The following is a 17,005-nucleotide window of genomic DNA, read 5'->3' as shown; positions in this document are numbered from 1 at the left end:
CAGACTGATCACGTTCGCCGAAACGATTGATCACCATCGCCGAAATCCGCATCTTCAGCGCTTCGTCGATGTGCACGTGATTCGACGTGATCATCTTGTGCTTCGTCACGGCAGGCGGCGTCCAGCCTGCCGGCTTCCAGCCGGCCGCCGGCACGCGGATCGCGAGCGCGCCGATCGACATCGAGATGAAGTACGCGATACCGAGCACGACGAACGTCTCGGCCACGCCGACGCTCGTCGCGGTCTTGAAGTGATTCATCAGCGCGATCGACATCGGTGCGGCGATCATCGCGCCGCCGCCGAAGCCCATGATCGCCATCCCGGTCGCCATCCCGCGGCGATCGGGAAACCAGCGGATCAGCGTCGACACCGGCGACACGTAGCCGAGCCCGAGCCCGATGCCGCCGACCACGCCGTAGCCGAGGTATAGCAGCATGATCTGGTGCAGCTTCACGCCGAGCGCGGAAATCAGGAAGCCGCCGCCGAAGCAGCAGGCAGCCGTCAACATCGTGCGGCGCGGGCCGACGCGTTCGAGCCACTTGCCGGCGAATGCCGCCGACAGTCCGAGAAAGAAGATCGCGAGCGAGAAGATCCAGCCGAGCGTGGTCAGCGACCAATCGTCAGGCGCGGATTCCGTAATGCCGATGACTTTCGTGAGCGGGCCGTTGAAGACCGAGAACGCATAGGCCTGCCCGATGCACAGATGGACGGCCAGCGCCGCGGGCGGCACCATCCAGCGCGAAAACCCCGGTTGCGCGATGGTCGCTTCCTTCGAAAAAAACTGCGCGGCGCCCGCCCGGGCGCCTGGATCGATAACGCTGCTCATCAGTGGTGTCTCCTGTGGGGATCGCGACGCGATCCGTTTTGTATGTCGGCGTGTCGACCCGAATGTGCCGGCCGCCGTGCGGGCGCCGGTATATGCAATTCGCGCACATATGCAACGGTACGTCGGGTCGCTGCGTCGGCCGCTTTGGTATCGGCTTTCGAGAAATTAGTTCATATGAACAGCATGTTCAATATGTTATTTTTTCTCCTATTTCGCCGGCTGCCACAGCACAGCGGGCGCGACCCATGCGCGCAGGCCGGCGGCGGGCGGTCCACGCGGCGTGACGGACACGCGATAAGCGCGATCGATGCCGTCCTCCAAATTACGGGATGCTTTCCGTCCCGTGCGTCGTCATCGACGCGAATCGGACAAGCCGACGTCGTTCTTCCCCGTCGTCGGGACCATCGCGCGACGGACAAAGAAAGCATTGCGCCCGGCACGGCAGCGAAAGACCGCGCATTGCGTCCGCCGCTTTCTTCGCCACGGCGCATCCATGTCGACAACCGCGCTCGGCATTGATTGCCGTCACCGATGCTCGTCGATGGCCCACCGACGACGCGAACACACGCACTCGCCTGCGCATCGAACAACGGCAACGCCGACATGCACGCGTCATGCCGACCGCGTTCGATCGCAACGGGCCATCGCCCTCATGCTGCTGCAGCGCGTCAGAGCACATCGCTTGCGCGTCGATCGCGATCAGGCTTCCTTACCACGTGCGTGCCGCGACGACGGTACGCGTGCACGCCGCGCGCGAGGCTCGCCCCGTTCGATGAACGAGAACACAATGTTCTCGATACGTGTGCTACGCAACGCACAGCGAATCGCATAAGCTGACGTCAGTCGCCGGTAAGTTCCGATCCGGCGACGCATCGGGCACCGGTTTCGCGCCCTGCGCGTCTGGACCGCGTCAACCTCGCGCCGACACGGAGATGCCTCGCCTCGCACGCATAACGGGCCGGCGCGAGCGACTCCCGACCCTCCACCCACCCTGAACTGGAGAAAACCATGGCAAGCGAACCGATTCGCGACCCCGCGAACGATCACCTGCTCACCCCGCAGAATGCGGCGTTCATCGTCATCGATTACCAACCGGTCCAGGTCAATTCGATCGCATCGATGGATCGACAACTGCTGATTAACAATATCGTCGGCGCATCGAAGGCAGCAATCGCGTACAAACTGCCGATCATTCACTCGACCGTCAACGTGAAGACCGGTCTGAACAAGCCGCCGATCCCGCAACTGCGCGCGGCGCTCGAAGGCGTCCCGACGTACGACCGCACGAGCATCAATTCGTGGGAAGACGTCGAGTTCCGCAAGGCCGTCGAAGCCACCGGCCGCAAGAAGCTGATCATGACCGCACTGTGGACCGAAGCGTGCCTGACCTTCCCGGCGCTCGACGCACTGAAGGAAGGCTACGAAGTGTACGTGGTCGTCGATGCGGTTGGCGGCACGTCGGTCGCCGCACACGAGGCCGCGCTGCGCCGCATCGAGCAGGCAGGCGGCAAGATGATCAGCGTCGCGCAACTGTTCTGCGAACTGCAGCGCGACTGGGCGCGCAGCGAAACGGTGCCGGCGTTCATGAACCTGTTCATCGAAACAGGCGGCACGGCCGGCATCCAGTTCTCGTACGACAAGAGCTGACCGGCGACGGCCTCGGCCGTCCCACGCGGTTGCGCGTCCGCACGTCGGCCGCAACCGCGTATCGCACCCGGCGATGCACCGGCGACCCGCGCCTGGCGTCGCCGCTTTCCTTCCGTCTGACTACGACTATTCCATGGCCGATTACCTGTTGTTCGCGGGCCGCTTCTTCATCGCGCTAATGTTTGTACTGAGCGGAATCAACAAATTCCTGTTTTTCAACCACGGTCTCGATGAAGTGCGCGCGAAGAACCTGCCGTTCCCGCGTCTCGCGCTCGCGAGCACGATCGTCGTGCAGCTCGTGTGCGGCTTCGCGATCATGATCGGCTTCCATACCGCCGTCGCGTCCGCCCTGCTCGCCGTCTTCACGCTCGCGACCGCCGTCGTGTTCTACGACTTCTGGAACCAGCGCGGCACGCAGCGCACGCTGATGCTGACGGGCTTTCTCGAACACATCAGCATCATCGGCGGCTTCATGGTGTTGATCGCCTCCGGTCCCGGCCGTCTGGCCGCCCATCTCTGAGCGCGTGCCGATGCCTGCGGCCGCACCGGTGCCATCGAGGACAACACCATGAGCCACCTTCACATCGTCGCCGTGCTGTACGCGAAGCCGGGCCATGAAGCGCGCCTGCGCACGCGGCTCGCCGAACTGGTCGCGCCGTCGCGGCAGGAGCCCGGCAATCTGCGCTACGAGCTGCTGGTCGACGAAGCCGATCCGCGCCGCTTCGTTTTGGTCGAGCGCTGGGAAACCGCCGACGCGCATGCGCGGCATCACAACGAGGGACCGCACATCCAGGCGTTTCAGGCCCACGACCGGGACGCCGTCGAACACGTCGACGTGTACCGGCTGAGCCAGATCGCGTGACGTCGCGCGCGCCGCGCGCACGACGCAAACGGCGAGGCCGCCGCGCAAGCCGCACGCGCACCGCGGCGCCATCGACCGTTCACCACCGTATCGCCGCGGCACCGCTGCGCGATGCGGCGAAGGTCATCGGAACCGACCTGCCACGCAACCGGGCGCATTCGATCCGGACAGTACGGAATCGGCGCACACGCATGCTTCCGATTCGCGTCCGACGACCCTCACAACGCAACATGACATCCTTGAACATGGACGATATCCAGGCCTTCCTGTTCGCAGTCGAGCGGCAAAGCATCACCGACTCCGCGCGTCGGCTCGGCCTGTCCAAATCCGTCGTCAGCAAACGCATCAGCGATCTCGAACGCACGCTCGGCGTTCAGTTGCTGATGCGCTCCACGCGCAACGTCATACCGACCGAAGCCGGTCGAGCCTTCTATCAGGTCGCATCGCAAGCGATGCGACAGCTCGTCGACGTGTCCGAAGCGATCGCCGAACGCGCGCACGGCGTATGCGGCGAACTGCGCGTGACGGCGCCGGTAAGCCTCACGCGCCGCTGGCTCGGTTCCGCGATCGCCGCATTCGCGGCCTCGCATCCGCCGCTGCGCGTCACGCTCGACACCGACGACCGGATCGTCAATCTCGACATCGAGCGGTTCGACGTCGCGATCCGCTCCGCGCGCCTGCCGGACAGCGCACTGATCGCGCGCCGCATCGGGTCGTGCGAGCGCGTGGTCGTCTGCAGCCCGGAATACATCGCGAAGCACGGCGAGCCGAAATCGATCGACCAGTTGCTCAAGCATCGCTGCCTGAACTACAGCACGGCTGCCCCGTCCGCGACGTGGTCGTTCGCCGCGCCGGGCGGCCACGGCAAGCCGCGCGCGATCAATCCGACGAGCGCGTTCCTGTCGAACAACGGCGAAACGCTGTGCGACGCCGCGATCCATGGCGTCGGCATCGCGCTGCTGCCGCGCTACATCGTCGACGACGCACTACGAGACGGACGCCTCGTGCGCGTGCTCGCCGATGCGTCGCCGCAGGACGAGATCGTCTATGCGGTCTACGCGCGCAGTCCCTTCGTCAGCAACAAACTGAAGCTGTTCATCGAGCACGTGCGCGTCGCGTTGCTCGATCCGCCGCGACCGCCACACGGGCGCGATGCGCGGCGTGCCAACATGCTGTCCGAAGATCCTGCGTAACCGTCATGACCGGCGCTCCGCAACCGTTGTCGTCGAATCGTCCCGCGTCGCGCTTCGCACGCGCGCTCGTCGGGATGATGCGCGAATTCTGGCGCACGGATGGCGCGCGGCTGATTCACGTCGCGAAGACGGTGCTCGCCGCGGTACTCGCGCTTGGCGTGTCGATGCGTATCGAACTCGCATCGCCGCGCACCGCACTCGTGACCGTCGTCATTCTGATGATGCACCAGCACAGCGGCATGGTGATGGCGCGCGGCTTTTATCGCGGCCTCGGCATGCTGGTCGGCAATCTCGTGGCGCTCGTGCTGATCGGCGCGTTTCCGCAGGAGCGCGTGCTGTTCCTGTCCGCGCTGGTGCTGTGGATCGGCTGCTGCACGTGGGGTGCCGCATACTTTCGCAACTATCAGTCGTACGGATTCGTGCTGGCCGGCTACGCGACCTGCATCGCGGCGATTCCGTCGATCGACCGGCCGTACGACATCATCGTGAACGTCGTCACCGGGCTGAGCGAGGTGTCGATCGGCATCGTGTCGGCCGGCCTCGTCAGCGCGCTGATCCTGCCGCGCCACGTGCGTGCGGTGCTGCTGAAGACCGGCGAGGACCACTACGCGGATTTCGTCGGCTTCGTGCGCGGCGCGCTGACGCAGCGCGTACCGGACGACGAGCGCAACCGCCGCTATCTGCGACTGATCGCGGCACGCGCGCAACTCGAGAACCTGCGAAGCGCGGCCGTGTTCGAAGATCCCGACCTGCGCGCGCGCAACGACATCATGGCGCGCCTGGCCGGCGAATTCCTCGACGCCAGCGCGCGTTTTCATGCGCTGCACCAGTACCGCGACCGGATCGCGCGCGCGGGTGACGCACGCACCGCGCAGTTCCTCGACGCGCTGAGCGCCTCCGCCGCGCGCGTGCTGCCGCCCGACGATCCGGCGCGGCCGTTCGATCTGCGCGCGGTCAAACAGGTTGCCGGTGCGCTCGGCCGCGAGCTCGCCGCGCTTCCGGACGATGCAACGCTCGAACGCACACTTCCCGACCCGGCAGTCGCGCGCGACGCGATCACGGGCCTATTCCTGCTGCGGCAGGCGCTCGGCAGCCTGCATGCGTATCTGACCGATTTCATCGCGCTGCGCCGACACCCGGATGCGCCGGCCGCGCAGCAGCCCGGCAGCGCACGCCCGGCGCGAATCGCAACCGCGGCGAACCGGATGGTGTCGGCCGCAGCCGGCTTGCGTGCGGCGCTCGCGGTCTCCGCCGTGTCGCTGTTCTGGATCGTGTCCGGCTGGACCGGCGCAGCCGGCGCGGTCGTCTCCGCGACGATCGCGAGCGCGCTCTATTCCATCATGCCGGCGCCCGCGGCCGCGACGCGTCAGGTCGCGCTCGGCTGCACCGCCGCGTGGCTCGCGAGCCTGATGTTCAATTTCGCGCTGATGCCGCGCCTCGACGGCTTCGCGCCGCTCGCCGCAGCGCTCGCACTGTTCGTTGGGCTCGGCTCGTATCTGAACTCGTTTCCGAAGACGGCCGCGTTCGGGCTCGGCTTCAGCATCTATTTCTGCTTCCTGACCAACATCATGAATCCGGGCGTCTATGCGCCGACGGCGACGCTCGATGCGGGCTTCTCGTCGATCCTCGGAATCGTCGCCGCGTCGCTCGCGTATTCGCTCGTCGCGCCATATGCGGGCGACTGGGCGACGACGCGCTATCTGCGGGGATTGCGGCGCCTGGTGTCCGACGATGCGTGCTTCGGCGAACTGAAGGGCCTGATGTCGCGCTTCGATGCCGGCGTACGCGACTTCATGCTGCAGATCGCTGCACGGCCGGCGACTGGGCGGCTCGGCCAGCACGAACTGTTCGCGTGGACGTTCGCGTCGCTCGAAATCGGCCGCAGCGTCGTCGATCTGCGCATCGCGAGCGCTGCCGAGCCGTCGCCGCCGCCTGCCTGGCCCGCGCACGAACGCGCGCTGTGCGCGTCGATTTCCCGACTGTTCGCGCAACCGTCGACCGATGTGCTGCGCGCGGCCGAGCAGGCGGCGGCCGATGCGCTCGCGACACTCGGTCGCGACGCGGCGCCCGGCCTACGCCACTGCGTGAATTTCCTGCTCGTTTCACTGCGATGCAACCTGATTCCGCTGCCGATGGAGCCCGACGCGCGATGAGCTGCGCGATCGGTTCCGAACGTAACGTAACGGCGCTCGTACCGCACGCGCGTATGACGCGCGCCGTACGCACCTTACGCGCCGCCGCGTCGCTTGCGGCGCTGGTGCTCGCGGCGTGCGCGACGCCGGGCGATCGCGCGCCGCGCGCGACGCGCGTCGATCCCGCAACGGTCGCGAGCGGCCTCGAGACGTCGGCGTCGCGCAGCGCGTGGCCGCGCGACGACTGGTGGCGCGCTTGGCGCGATCCGCAGCTCGACACGCTCGTCGCGGACGCGATCGCCGGCAACCCCGCGATCCGCGTCGCGCAAGCGCGTGCCGACCGCTTCGTCGAACTCGCGCGAATCGCAGGCGCGACGCGCTACCCGTCCGCGGCGGTCGACGCGGACTTCTCTCGCACGCGCTTCGCGCGCTATGCGAGCCCAAGCCCGCCGGGCGGCAACACGGTCTGGAACAACTCGGTCGGCGCCGATCTGCGCTATGCGCTCGATCTGTGGGGCAAGCATCGCGCGGAACGCGAAGGCGCGCTCGCCGACGTGCAGGCGGCCGCCGCGGACGCGCGCGCGGCACGCCTGATGCTCGAGACAGCGGTCGTGCGCACGTACATCGTATTCGCGAAGACGTTCGATCAGCGCGACGTCGCGCTCGCGACGCTGAAGCGCCAGCAGGACATCGTCGGCATCGTCGAGCGCCGCGCGCGGGCGGGTCTCGCGAGCCGTTTCGAGCTGACGCAGGCGAGCACGCCGATCGCCGCGACGCGCGCGCAGATCGAAGCGCTCGACCGGCAGATCGCCGTGCTGCGCAACGAGCTTGCCGTACTCGCCGGCCACGGGCCGGGCGCCGGCACGCCGCTCGCGCGGCCGGCGCTGCGGCTCGACGTACCGGTCGCGCTGCCGGCGAACCTGCCCGCCGAGCTCGTCGGCCATCGGCCGGACGTCGTCGCTGCGCGCTGGCGCATCGAGTCGATGTCGAGCGCGATTCGCGCAGCAAAAGCCGACTTCTATCCGAACATCGACCTGATCGCGAGTGCGGGTCTCGCCTCCGCCGCGTTCGGCGCCTTCTTCACATTCGTGAACAACGACGCGATGACGCACCGCTTCGGCGCGGCCATTTCGCTGCCGATCTTCGACGGCGGGCGCCGGCAGGGCCGCTATGGCGCCGCCGTCGCCGATTACGACGTGGCGGTCGAAACCTACAACCAGGCCGTGCTCGACGCGTTTCGCGACGTCGCGAACCAGATTGAGTCGCTGCAGTCGCTCGCGCGGCAGCAGACTGACGTCGAAGCGGCGGCCGACACCGCGCGGCGCGCGTTCGACTATGCGATGCAAGGCTATCGCGCGGGTCTGACCGATTACCTGACTGTGCTTTCGACCGAAACCGAACGGTTGCAGGCACAACAAAGTCTCGCGGACGTGCGCGCCGCGCGGCTCGATGCATGGGCGCAGCTGATGGCGGCACTCGGCGGCGGCGTCGAGCCGCCTGCCGCACCGGCCGCCGCCGCACCAGAAGGAGCTTCCGATGTTCGCTGAAATTCCATTCGTGTCGCTGCTCGTTCCCGGCCTGCTGCCGGCCTTTGTGTCCTGCGCGATCGCATTCTGGATCGTCGATCGCGTACTCGCGCGCGCGGGCCTGTACCGGCGCGTGTGGCACCCGGCGCTGTTCCGCGTATCCGCGTTCGTATGCGTGTTCTGCGGCGTCGCGCTGCTGTTCGCGCGCTGAGCACCCTATTTACGTATCGAGTCGACATGCGTGCCCAAACCTGCTTTCGCGTCGCGGCGACCCTGCTGCTGTTCGTCGCCGCCATCCTGCTCGCCCACGCGCTGTGGAACCGCTACATGTATGCACCGTGGACGCGCGACGGCCGCGTGCGCGCCAAGGTCGTCAATATCGCGCCTGACGTATCGGGCATCGTGACCGACGTGCTCGTCGCGGACAATCAGCCGGTCCGCCGCGGAGACGTGCTGTTTCGCATCGATCCCGAACGCTTTCGCTATGCGCTCGCGCAGGCGGACGCACAGGTCGAACTGCGCAAAGCGGAACTCGACATGCGCAGGCAACAGGCGTCGCGCCGCGCGCTGCTCGACAGCGCGGTCGTATCCGCCGAAGTCCGCGAGGACGCAGGATCCGCGGCGAAACAGGCGCTCGCGAACTATCAGGCGGCACGGGCCGCGCGCGACGTCGCGCGGCTCAATCTCGCGCGCAGCGAAGTGCGCGCGCCGGTCGACGGCTACATCACCAACCTGAACCTGTACGCAGGCGACTATGCAAGCGCGGGCGTCGCCCGGCTCGCGCTGATCGACGCGCATTCGTACTGGGTCTACGGCTATTTCGAGGAAACCAAGCTGCCGCAGGTGCGTGTGGGCGATCCGGCAGAGATCCGGCTGCTGGCGGGCGGCCCACCGCTGACCGGCCACGTCGAAAGCATCGCGCGCGGCATCAGCGATCGCGACAACCCGGCCGGCGCGACGCTGCTCGCCGATGTCAATCCGGTCTTCACGTGGGTCCGTCTTGCGCAGCGCGTGCCGGTGCGCATTCGTCTCGACGACGTTCCGGCCGCGCAGTTTCTCGCGGCGGGGACGACCTGCACGGTCACGCTGCGCCCGGCGACGCCCGAGCGCGGACCGGGCCGCCGCACCGACGCGCGCTGAAGCATGAAGCGAACAGCGCGTGCGCACATCGTTCGACATCGGGAAACACCGTGTTCTCGAATGCATGCCTTCCGGCACGCGCCGATACGCTCTTACACTTGATATATGTCGGCCGGATCGTGAAGGCGCGAGGTCGCTGCGTCGCAAGACGAGCGAACGCCGCGAGCACGGCCGCCGCGGCGCACGTTCGACAACGGAGGCAACGAATGGCAACGAGCAATGCGTATCTGTCCCAACTTCGTTGCGGACCCGACGATTCCGGTCGAGCGCCGTCGGCGGTACGGACTTCGCCTCGTGCGGACGACTGCCGCGCAGCGGCCGGCAGCCGCTCATGCTGAGCGCCGCATCCTGCTGGGTCGCGCCGCGCGCGATCGCCGCGCCGTCGCGCAGCGAAGTCCACGTGACGATTCTCGAATACTCGACGGAAAACCTGCTCGTGCGCTGGGTCGAAAGCGGCCGTCGTCATTACGGCGAGCAGAAATGGCGGCGCGCGGTCGCGAAGCGCGCGGGCCGCTGTGCGTATTCGGGCCGCGCGATCGACGAAGGCGATGCGGTCTACCGTCCGACCGGCCGTCCGCGACCGGGCAATCATCTTGCGATGATCGCGGCGGACGGGCTCGACGCGGCGTTGCGCTGATGCGGCGCGATGTGCGGCCGCGCGCGGATGCGACAGTCCGTTCCGCAGCCTGCCGCTAATCGCGCGCGGCGAGCGTCTGTATCGTGTTCATCATTGCGTGTCGCCGTGCGGCTGCGGCCACGCGCGACGCCAGTCGCCCGCGCCACGCCGTTTTTACAAACAGGAGCAACGATGGAATTCTTACTGGATCACGCGCCCGACGAGGAAGCCGCGCGGGCCGTCGAACACGAAATCCGGCGCGTCGACCCCGATGCGAAGGTCGAGATCGACCGCGCGACGTCCCGCGTGATGATCGATTCGTGGTTGTTTCCCGAGGAGTTCGTCGTCGCGTTCGAGGATGCGGGTTTCGCGGTCCGGATCAAGGATCATTGACGCGCGGGCCGGAGCGATGACGGGCGGCGGCGCGCGCACTTCGCGTCGGGTGCAGGAATTGCTGTCGCAACCGCCGCGCGGCAACCGGGCGATGACAGCTGGCCGCCGCAGGTACGGCGAACGCGCGATAATATCGACCCAACCCCGTCAAATCGCATGAAGAAAACGACCCGAACCGCCCTTTTCGGCGTACTGCTCACCGTCGCGACGGCCGGCACTGCTGCAGCCGCATCGCTCGACGACGCGCTCGACTGCCATTCGAACGGCCACAAGTTCGTCGCGCCGCTGCTCGCGGCCGGCGACATCCAGCGCGAACCGATGCACGTCGAATCGAATTCGGTGAACGCGTTCCGCACCGCGCGGCCACTGACCGCATACGGTTTCGGCGTCTACGTCGTGCTCGGCTATCAGGCGAACGATCCGATTTTCCGCCCCGGCGACGGCACGCCGATCGGCGACTGGGCGTACGGCGTGGTCGTGCGTGGCACGAAAAGTGCGGTCGAAGCGGCGGTGCGCAAGGCCGGCAGCGATGCGACGGTCAAGCAGGCGTTTCCGTTCCTGACCGCGATCGTCTGCTCGTCGGACTGAACGGCGGGCGCACGGCCTCGCGGCGATGCGGCAGCGGCGCCGCAGCCGTCATGCGCCCGTGTAGACGACGCGATACGGAATGCCGACCTTCTCCCATTCCGCCGCTTCCTGGCTGAGGCTGTAATCGGTCAGCGGATTCTGCTCGACCCACATGCTCGGCAGCCGCACTTCGTAGCCGCCCTTCTTCATCTGCGCGACCGAAATGTCGGGCAGCCCGGCGTCGGTACGGCGCCGGCACAGCAGCGCCGCGAGCCGCAGACAGAACAGCAGCGGCCACTCGACTTCGCGCGCCTGCGACAGCTTGCCGAGCTTGCCCGCATGGCCGAGCACCAAGGCGGCGAGCCGCGCCTGATCGGTGCGCGAGAAACCGGGCATGTCCGCATTGCTCGCGATATACGCGGAATGCTTGTGATACGCGCTGTGCGAGATCGACAGCCCGATCTCGTGCAGCGCCGCGGCCCAGCCGAGGAACGTCCGGCACTCTTCGCGCCGCTCGTCGTCCGGCTCGCCGAGCTGGTCGTAGAAGCGCACCGCGAGCGCGGCGATCCGTTCGGCCTGCGCGCGATCGACGCCGTAGCGGCGCGTGAATCCTTCGACGGTGACCGCGCGCATGTCCTCGTGCTGCGTACGGCCGAGCAGGTCGTAGAGCACGCCGAGGCGCAGCGCGCCGTCGGTCGTGTCGACATAGTCGACGCCCAGTTCCTCGAACACGGCCAGCATGATCGCGAGACCGCCGGCGAGCACCGGCACGCGATCGGGCTTCAGCGCGATCAGCTTCAGCCGGTTCACGTTCTCGGCCTTGATCAGTGCGCGCTTGAGCCGCTCGAGGCCGCCGCGCGAGATCCCGTGCGTGATGCCCGGATCGTTGAAGCCGTTCGCCTCGACGAGCTCGGCGAGCGCGCGCGCGGTGCCCGACGAGCCGATCGCCTGATCCCAGCCGGCTTTCTTGTACTCGCTCGAAATGATCTGGATTTCGCGCTTCGCCGCGAGTTCGGCCTGCCGCATCGTGTATTCGTCGACGTTGCCGGCCGGGAAGAATGCGCGGCTGTGGCTCACGCAACCGATGTACAGACTCTCCATCACGAGCGGCGTGTAGTGCGAGCCGATGATGAATTCGGTCGAGCCGCCGCCGATGTCGACGACGAGCCGCTTGCCGGCGCTCGCGGGCACCGAGTGCGCGGCGCCCGCATAGATCAGGCGCGCCTCTTCGCGGCCTGCGATCACTTCGATCGGAAAACCGAGCGCGGCTTCGGCCTCGACGAGAAATTCGCCGGCATTCTTCGCGACGCGCAGCGTGTTGGTCGCGACCGCGCGCACGTGATCGGGATGAAAATCGCGCAGACGCTCGCCGAACCGCTTGAGCGCCTCCCAGCCGCGCTCCTGAGACGCGCGGTCGAGCAGCTTGTCGCTCGACAGCCCGGCGGCAAGCCGGACCGGCTCGCGCAGCGCATCCACAGGGTAGATCTGGCTTCCCGCCGGCGTCTCCTCGACGCGTCCGACGATCAGCCGGAAGCTGTTCGAGCCGAGATCCACGGCAGCCAGCAAGTGGGGAGTTGTAACCATCAGAAGGGGCTCCGTGCGCGTTCGCTCGCGGCATCCGTGCGGCCCGCGAAGCAGTCGATCGAAGCGCACATTTTAAGCGTGGAACGCTTTCGGGCGCCACGCCCGGCGAACATGCGCACGATACGCGCGTATATCGCCGCACATTCGCGATATCACCCGTTTCAGGCGTATATTTTGCTGATATATATTTGGTCTTGTCATCAGCACGTCATCGAATCGTGAGAGTTTCCGAGCGTCCTTTCGAAACATCGCCCGACCTGCCTCCTATATTGCCGATGTCCGTCCGTTATCCGCTTCTCAACCGTGAACTCGGCATCCTCGGTTTCAACGAGCGCGTGCTGGCCCAGGCGGCCGATCCGCAAGTCCCGCTGCTCGAGCGCCTGCGCTTCATCTGCATCACGAGCAGCAACCTCGACGAATTTTTCGAAGTCCGGATGGCCGGCCTTCAGGAACAGATCCGCGACAACCCCGGCGCGATGACGCCCGACGGGATGTCGCTGCAGCATGCATACGACCTCGTCGTCGAGCGCGCGCAGCGGCTCGTGCATCGGCAGTACACGATGCTGCACGAAACCGTGCTGCCCGCGCTCGAACAGGAAGGCATCTACTTCCACAACAGCGACTCGTGGAGCGACGCGCAGCTCGAATGGGCGCGGCGCTACTTCCTCGACGAGCTGCTGCCCGTGCTCACGCCGATCGGCCTCGATCCGGCCCACCCGTTCCCGCGCGTGCTGAACAAGAGCCTGAACTTCGTCGTCGAGCTCGAAGGCCGCGACGCGTTCGGCCGCCAGGCCGTGATGGGCATCGTGCAGGCGCCGCGCGCGCTGCCGCGCGTCGTGCAGATGCCGCAGGCGCTGTCGGGCTTCGAGCACGGCTTCGTGCTGCTGAGCTCGTTCATGCAGCGCTTCGTCGGCGAGCTGTTCCCGCAGCTCGTCGTGAAAAGCTGCAACCAGTTCCGCATCACGCGCAACAGCGAATTGTTCGTCGACGAAGACGAGATCACGAACCTGCGCGTCGCGTTGCAGGGCGAACTGCCGGCGCGCCATCTGGGCAACGCGGTGCGCCTCGAAGTGTCGGCCGACACGCCGCAGCACATCGTGCAGCGGCTGCTCGAGGAAAGCGGGCTCGGCGAGAAAGACTGTTACCGCGTGATCGGCTCGGTGAACCTCGTGCGGCTGATGCAGATTCCCGATCTCGTCGATCGGCCCGACCTGAAGTTCACGCCGTTTACCGCATCGATTCCGCCGGCGATCGCGAACGCGACGACGATGTTCGACGCGATCGACGAAGGCGACATCCTGCTGCATCACCCGTACGAAAGCTTCCAGCCCGTGCTCGAGCTGCTGCAGCAGGCCGCGCGCGATCCGAGCGTCGTCGCGATCAAGCAGACGATCTATCGCACCGGCACCGATTCGCCGCTGATGGACGCGCTGATGGAAGCCGCGCGCAACGGCAAGGAAGTGACGGTCGTCGTCGAGCTGCTCGCGCGCTTCGACGAGGAAACCAACATCAATTGGGCGTCGCAACTCGAAGCGGTCGGCGCGCACGTCGTATACGGCGTCGTCGGACACAAGTGCCACGCGAAGATGATGCTGATCGTGCGGCGCGTGCTGCAGGGCGGCAAGGCGACGCTGCGCCGCTACGTGCATCTCGGCACCGGCAACTACCATCCGCGCACGGCGCGGCTGTACACCGACTTCGGGCTGATGACGGCCGACCAGAAGATCTGCGAGGACGTCCACCACGTGTTCCAGCAGTTGACCGGCATCGGCGGCGAACTGGCGCTGCACGAGCTGTGGCAGTCGCCGTTCACGCTGCATCCGCGCATCATCGAGTCGATCCGCACCGAGATCGACAATGCACGCGCCGGCAAGCGTGCGCGCATCGTCGCGAAGATGAATGCGCTGCTGGAGCCGTCGGTGATCGCGGCGCTGTACGAAGCCTCGCAGGCCGGCGTGAAGGTCGACCTGATCGTGCGCGGCGTCTGCGCGCTGAAGCCCGGCGTGCCGGGGCTGTCGGAGAACATCACCGTGCGCTCGATCGTCGGCCGTTTCCTCGAGCATCACCGGATCTACTACTTCCATGCCGACGGCGCCGAGCACGTCTATCTGTCGAGCGCCGACTGGATGGATCGCAACCTGTTCCGCCGCGTCGAAGTCGCGTTCCCGATCCGCGAGCGCAAGCTCAAGCGGCGCGTGATCGCCGAAGGGCTCTCGGTGTGCCTCGGCGACAATCAATCGGCGTGGCAGATGCAAAGCGACGGTCACTACCGTCGTCGCCGCGCCGGCAAGACGGTACGCAACGCGCAGCTCGGCCTGCTCGCGAAGTTCTGTTCGTGATCGCGTAGCACGCACGACGCGTCGCCCATGAAAAACGCAGCCCTCGGGCTGCGTTGTCTTATGCCGATCGCGCGCCGCAGGCGCGCGCCGCGCTCACGATGCCATCGAGGCCGGCCGAATCGCGATGATCCGCGACGCGGGAAAACGCGCCGTGAACGTACTGCCGCGCCCTTCCTCGCTCTGTACATACAGATGCGCGTCGTGCCGCTGCAGCACGTGCTTGACGATCGCGAGCCCGAGACCGGTGCCGCCCGTATCGCGCGAACGGCTGCGATCGACGCGATAGAAGCGCTCGGTCAGCCGCGGTAGATCGGCGGCCGGAATGCCGAAGCCGCTGTCGGTCACCGAGAACACGCCCTGCGCGCCTTCGCGTCGCCACGTCACGCAGATCTTGCCGCCGTCCGGCGTGTAGCGAATCGCGTTGGTCACGAGATTCGCGAACGCGCTGAACACTTCGGTCTGCGCGCCCGTCACGCCGAGCGTGTCGTCGATCGAAAACGTGATGTCGTGATGGCCGTTCGACAGCGTGTGCGCGTCCTCTTTCAGATGGTCGAACACCGAGCGCATGTCGATCGCGCGATCGAGCGGCGGCTTGCTTTCGCCTTCCAGCTTCGCGAGCACCAGCAGATCGGTGACGATGTGCCGCATCCGCGACGCCTGCTGCTCCATCATCTCGAGATAGCGCGCGCGGTCCTCTTCGCCGAGCGGCAGTTCGCGCATCGTCTCCAGAAAACCCGACAGCACGGTGAGCGGCGTCTTCAGCTCGTGCGACACGTTCGCGACGAAGTCGCGACGCATCGCATCGGTGCGCTCGAGCTCGGTGATGTCCTGCGTGAGCAGCAGCTTGCGGTTCTCGCCGTACGGAAACACCTGCACGGCAAGCACGTTCTGCCGCGAGTCGCCCATCCCGCGCATCACGAGCGTTTCGTCGTAATGCTGCGCGTTCAGATAGCGGACGAAGTCGGGATGACGGACGAGGTTCGTGATGTGCTGGCGCAGGTCGCGCTTCGCGTCGAGACCGAAGTGCACTTCGGCGATCGCGTTGCACCACTCGATCTGGTCGTGATCGTCGAGCATCGCGACGCCGTTCGGCGACGCCTGGATCGCCTGGATGAAGCGCGAATGCTGCTGCTCGACCTGCCGCACCTGCGCGTGCCACTGCTTCGCGAGCTTGTGCAGCCGGTAGTAGATCTCGCCCCAGATGCCGGGCGCGCTCGGCACTTCGCCGTACACCGGCGCATCGAGCAGCCGCCAGAGACGCTGCGTATGGAACGTACTGAAAAAGCCCTGCACGATCAGCATCGCGGCCGCGAAGCCGAAGCCCGCGGTCGGGCCGGCGAACACGCCGACCAGTACGCTGATCAGCACGAGCAGCACGAGCGACACCAGAAAGCGCGCCCAGATGATGTTCATGATTCAGCGTCCAAAAGAATGAACGGCATGCCGCGTTTCCGGCATGCCCGATGGCGTTACGCGTGCTTCGCGAGCCGGTAGCCGCTGCCGCGCACGGTCTCGATCATCGCATCGCAGCCGGCCGGTTTCAAGGCCGCGCGCAATCGTTTGATATGCACGTCGACGGTGCGCTCCTCGACGAAGACGTGATCGCCCCACACCTGGTCGAGCAACTGCGTGCGGCTGTGCACGCGCTCCGGATGCGTCATGAAGAAATGCAGCAGCCGGAACTCGGTCGGACCGAGATCGAGCTTGATCTCGCTGCCGTTCGTCTGCGCGGCGACACGGTGCGTGGCCGGATCGAGACGCAGCCCGTTGATCGACACGACGTCTTCGGTCAGCTGCGGCGCGCGACGGCGCAGCACCGCCTTGATGCGCGCCATCAGTTCCTTCGGCGAGAACGGCTTCGTCACGTAGTCGTCCGCGCCGATCTCGAGGCCGAGCACCTTGTCCTGCTCGTCGCCGCGCGCGGTCAGCATGATGATCGGAATGTGCTTGGTCCGTTCGTTGTTGCGCAGGTCGCGCGCGAACGCGATACCGGACTTGCCCGGCAGCATCCAGTCGAGCAGCACCAGATCGGGCAGCACGTCGCTGATCAGGTTCTGCGCCTGTTCAGCGTTGTACGCGCGAATCGGACAGTGACCGGCATGCTGGAGATTCACCGAGATCAGTTCCGAAATCGCGGGTTCATCTTCAACGACGAGAATGTTGCTGGGCATCGGCACCTC

General features: G+C 66.6%; 16 protein-coding genes. 12 read left to right on the top strand and 4 right to left on the bottom strand.

Annotated elements, in window-relative coordinates; translation table 11 throughout:
- The coding region (locus ACSHSS_RS20190) for an MFS transporter (protein WP_445545453.1) at window positions 1-826 on the bottom strand (826 nt) is incomplete at its 3' end.
- A 1,008-nt stretch (window positions 827-1,834) separates the two neighbouring features.
- Between ACSHSS_RS20190 and ACSHSS_RS20185 the strand changes: the two genes are divergently transcribed.
- The 11 genes from ACSHSS_RS20185 to ACSHSS_RS20135 all read left to right on the top strand — a co-directional run bounded on the left by ACSHSS_RS20185 (window position 1,835) and on the right by ACSHSS_RS20135 (window position 10,923).
- Complete coding sequence (locus ACSHSS_RS20185; RefSeq protein WP_105840587.1) at window positions 1,835-2,473, top strand: hydrolase; 639 nt, start codon at window positions 1,835-1,837, stop codon at window positions 2,471-2,473.
- A 73-nt stretch (window positions 2,474-2,546) separates the two neighbouring features.
- Window positions 2,547-2,993, top strand: coding sequence for a DoxX family protein (locus ACSHSS_RS20180; RefSeq protein WP_105840588.1), 447 nt, complete (start codon window positions 2,547-2,549; stop codon window positions 2,991-2,993).
- A gap of 48 nt (window positions 2,994-3,041) precedes the next feature.
- Window positions 3,042-3,335, top strand: a complete 294-nt coding sequence (locus ACSHSS_RS20175) for a putative quinol monooxygenase (RefSeq protein ID WP_105840589.1) — start codon at window positions 3,042-3,044, stop codon at window positions 3,333-3,335.
- Between the two features lie 239 nt (window positions 3,336-3,574).
- Entirely contained in the window at window positions 3,575-4,528 is a 954-nt protein-coding gene (locus ACSHSS_RS20170; RefSeq protein WP_105840590.1) for a LysR family transcriptional regulator, read from the top strand.
- Window positions 4,529-4,533: 5 nt separating this feature from the next.
- The gene (locus tag ACSHSS_RS20165; RefSeq protein WP_445545452.1) at window positions 4,534-6,681 is read left to right on the top strand and encodes an FUSC family protein; all 2,148 of its coding nucleotides are present in this window, start codon (window positions 4,534-4,536) and stop codon (window positions 6,679-6,681) included.
- Window positions 6,682-6,734: 53 nt separating this feature from the next.
- Window positions 6,735-8,207, top strand: a complete 1,473-nt coding sequence (locus ACSHSS_RS20160; protein WP_253577983.1) for an efflux transporter outer membrane subunit — start codon at window positions 6,735-6,737, stop codon at window positions 8,205-8,207.
- The gene (locus ACSHSS_RS20155; RefSeq protein ID WP_105794269.1) at window positions 8,197-8,397 is read left to right on the top strand and encodes a DUF1656 domain-containing protein; all 201 of its coding nucleotides are present in this window, start codon (window positions 8,197-8,199) and stop codon (window positions 8,395-8,397) included. The genes ACSHSS_RS20160 and ACSHSS_RS20155 overlap by 11 nt, the downstream gene beginning before the upstream one ends.
- A gap of 26 nt (window positions 8,398-8,423) precedes the next feature.
- The gene (locus ACSHSS_RS20150) at window positions 8,424-9,326 is read left to right on the top strand and encodes an efflux RND transporter periplasmic adaptor subunit (protein ID WP_105840592.1); all 903 of its coding nucleotides are present in this window, start codon (window positions 8,424-8,426) and stop codon (window positions 9,324-9,326) included.
- A gap of 331 nt (window positions 9,327-9,657) precedes the next feature.
- Window positions 9,658-9,963 carry a DUF3331 domain-containing protein gene (locus ACSHSS_RS20145; protein ID WP_105794271.1) on the top strand — a complete coding sequence of 102 codons (306 nt, stop codon included), beginning with the start codon at window positions 9,658-9,660 and terminating at the stop codon, window positions 9,961-9,963.
- A 171-nt stretch (window positions 9,964-10,134) separates the two neighbouring features.
- Complete coding sequence (locus ACSHSS_RS20140; protein ID WP_105840593.1) at window positions 10,135-10,335, top strand: hypothetical protein; 201 nt, start codon at window positions 10,135-10,137, stop codon at window positions 10,333-10,335.
- A 156-nt stretch (window positions 10,336-10,491) separates the two neighbouring features.
- Complete coding sequence (locus ACSHSS_RS20135) at window positions 10,492-10,923, top strand: hypothetical protein (protein WP_105840594.1); 432 nt, start codon at window positions 10,492-10,494, stop codon at window positions 10,921-10,923.
- Window positions 10,924-10,971: 48 nt separating this feature from the next.
- Here ACSHSS_RS20135 and ppx read toward each other — a convergent pair whose 3' ends face one another.
- A complete protein-coding gene (gene ppx / locus ACSHSS_RS20130) occupies window positions 10,972-12,486 on the bottom strand; it encodes an exopolyphosphatase (protein WP_217085979.1) in 1,515 nt (504 codons plus the stop codon).
- A gap of 275 nt (window positions 12,487-12,761) precedes the next feature.
- On the opposite strand from ppx, the gene ppk1 reads away from it, so the two are divergent.
- Window positions 12,762-14,825, top strand: a complete 2,064-nt coding sequence (ppk1, locus tag ACSHSS_RS20125; protein WP_445545451.1) for a polyphosphate kinase 1 — start codon at window positions 12,762-12,764, stop codon at window positions 14,823-14,825.
- 93 nt (window positions 14,826-14,918) lie between these two features.
- On the opposite strand, the gene phoR is transcribed toward ppk1, so the two are convergent.
- A complete protein-coding gene (phoR, locus tag ACSHSS_RS20120) occupies window positions 14,919-16,238 on the bottom strand; it encodes a phosphate regulon sensor histidine kinase PhoR (RefSeq protein WP_006417397.1) in 1,320 nt (439 codons plus the stop codon).
- A gap of 56 nt (window positions 16,239-16,294) precedes the next feature.
- The gene (gene phoB, locus ACSHSS_RS20115; RefSeq protein WP_012213681.1) at window positions 16,295-16,996 is read right to left on the bottom strand and encodes a phosphate regulon transcriptional regulator PhoB; all 702 of its coding nucleotides are present in this window, start codon (window positions 16,994-16,996) and stop codon (window positions 16,295-16,297) included.
- Window positions 16,997-17,005: the final 9 nt, after the last annotated feature.

This window comes from Burkholderia sp. BC1 (assembly GCF_052683555.1).
Note: the sequence above shows the minus strand (reverse complement) of the source record. Positions and strands in the feature narration are given on the sequence as shown.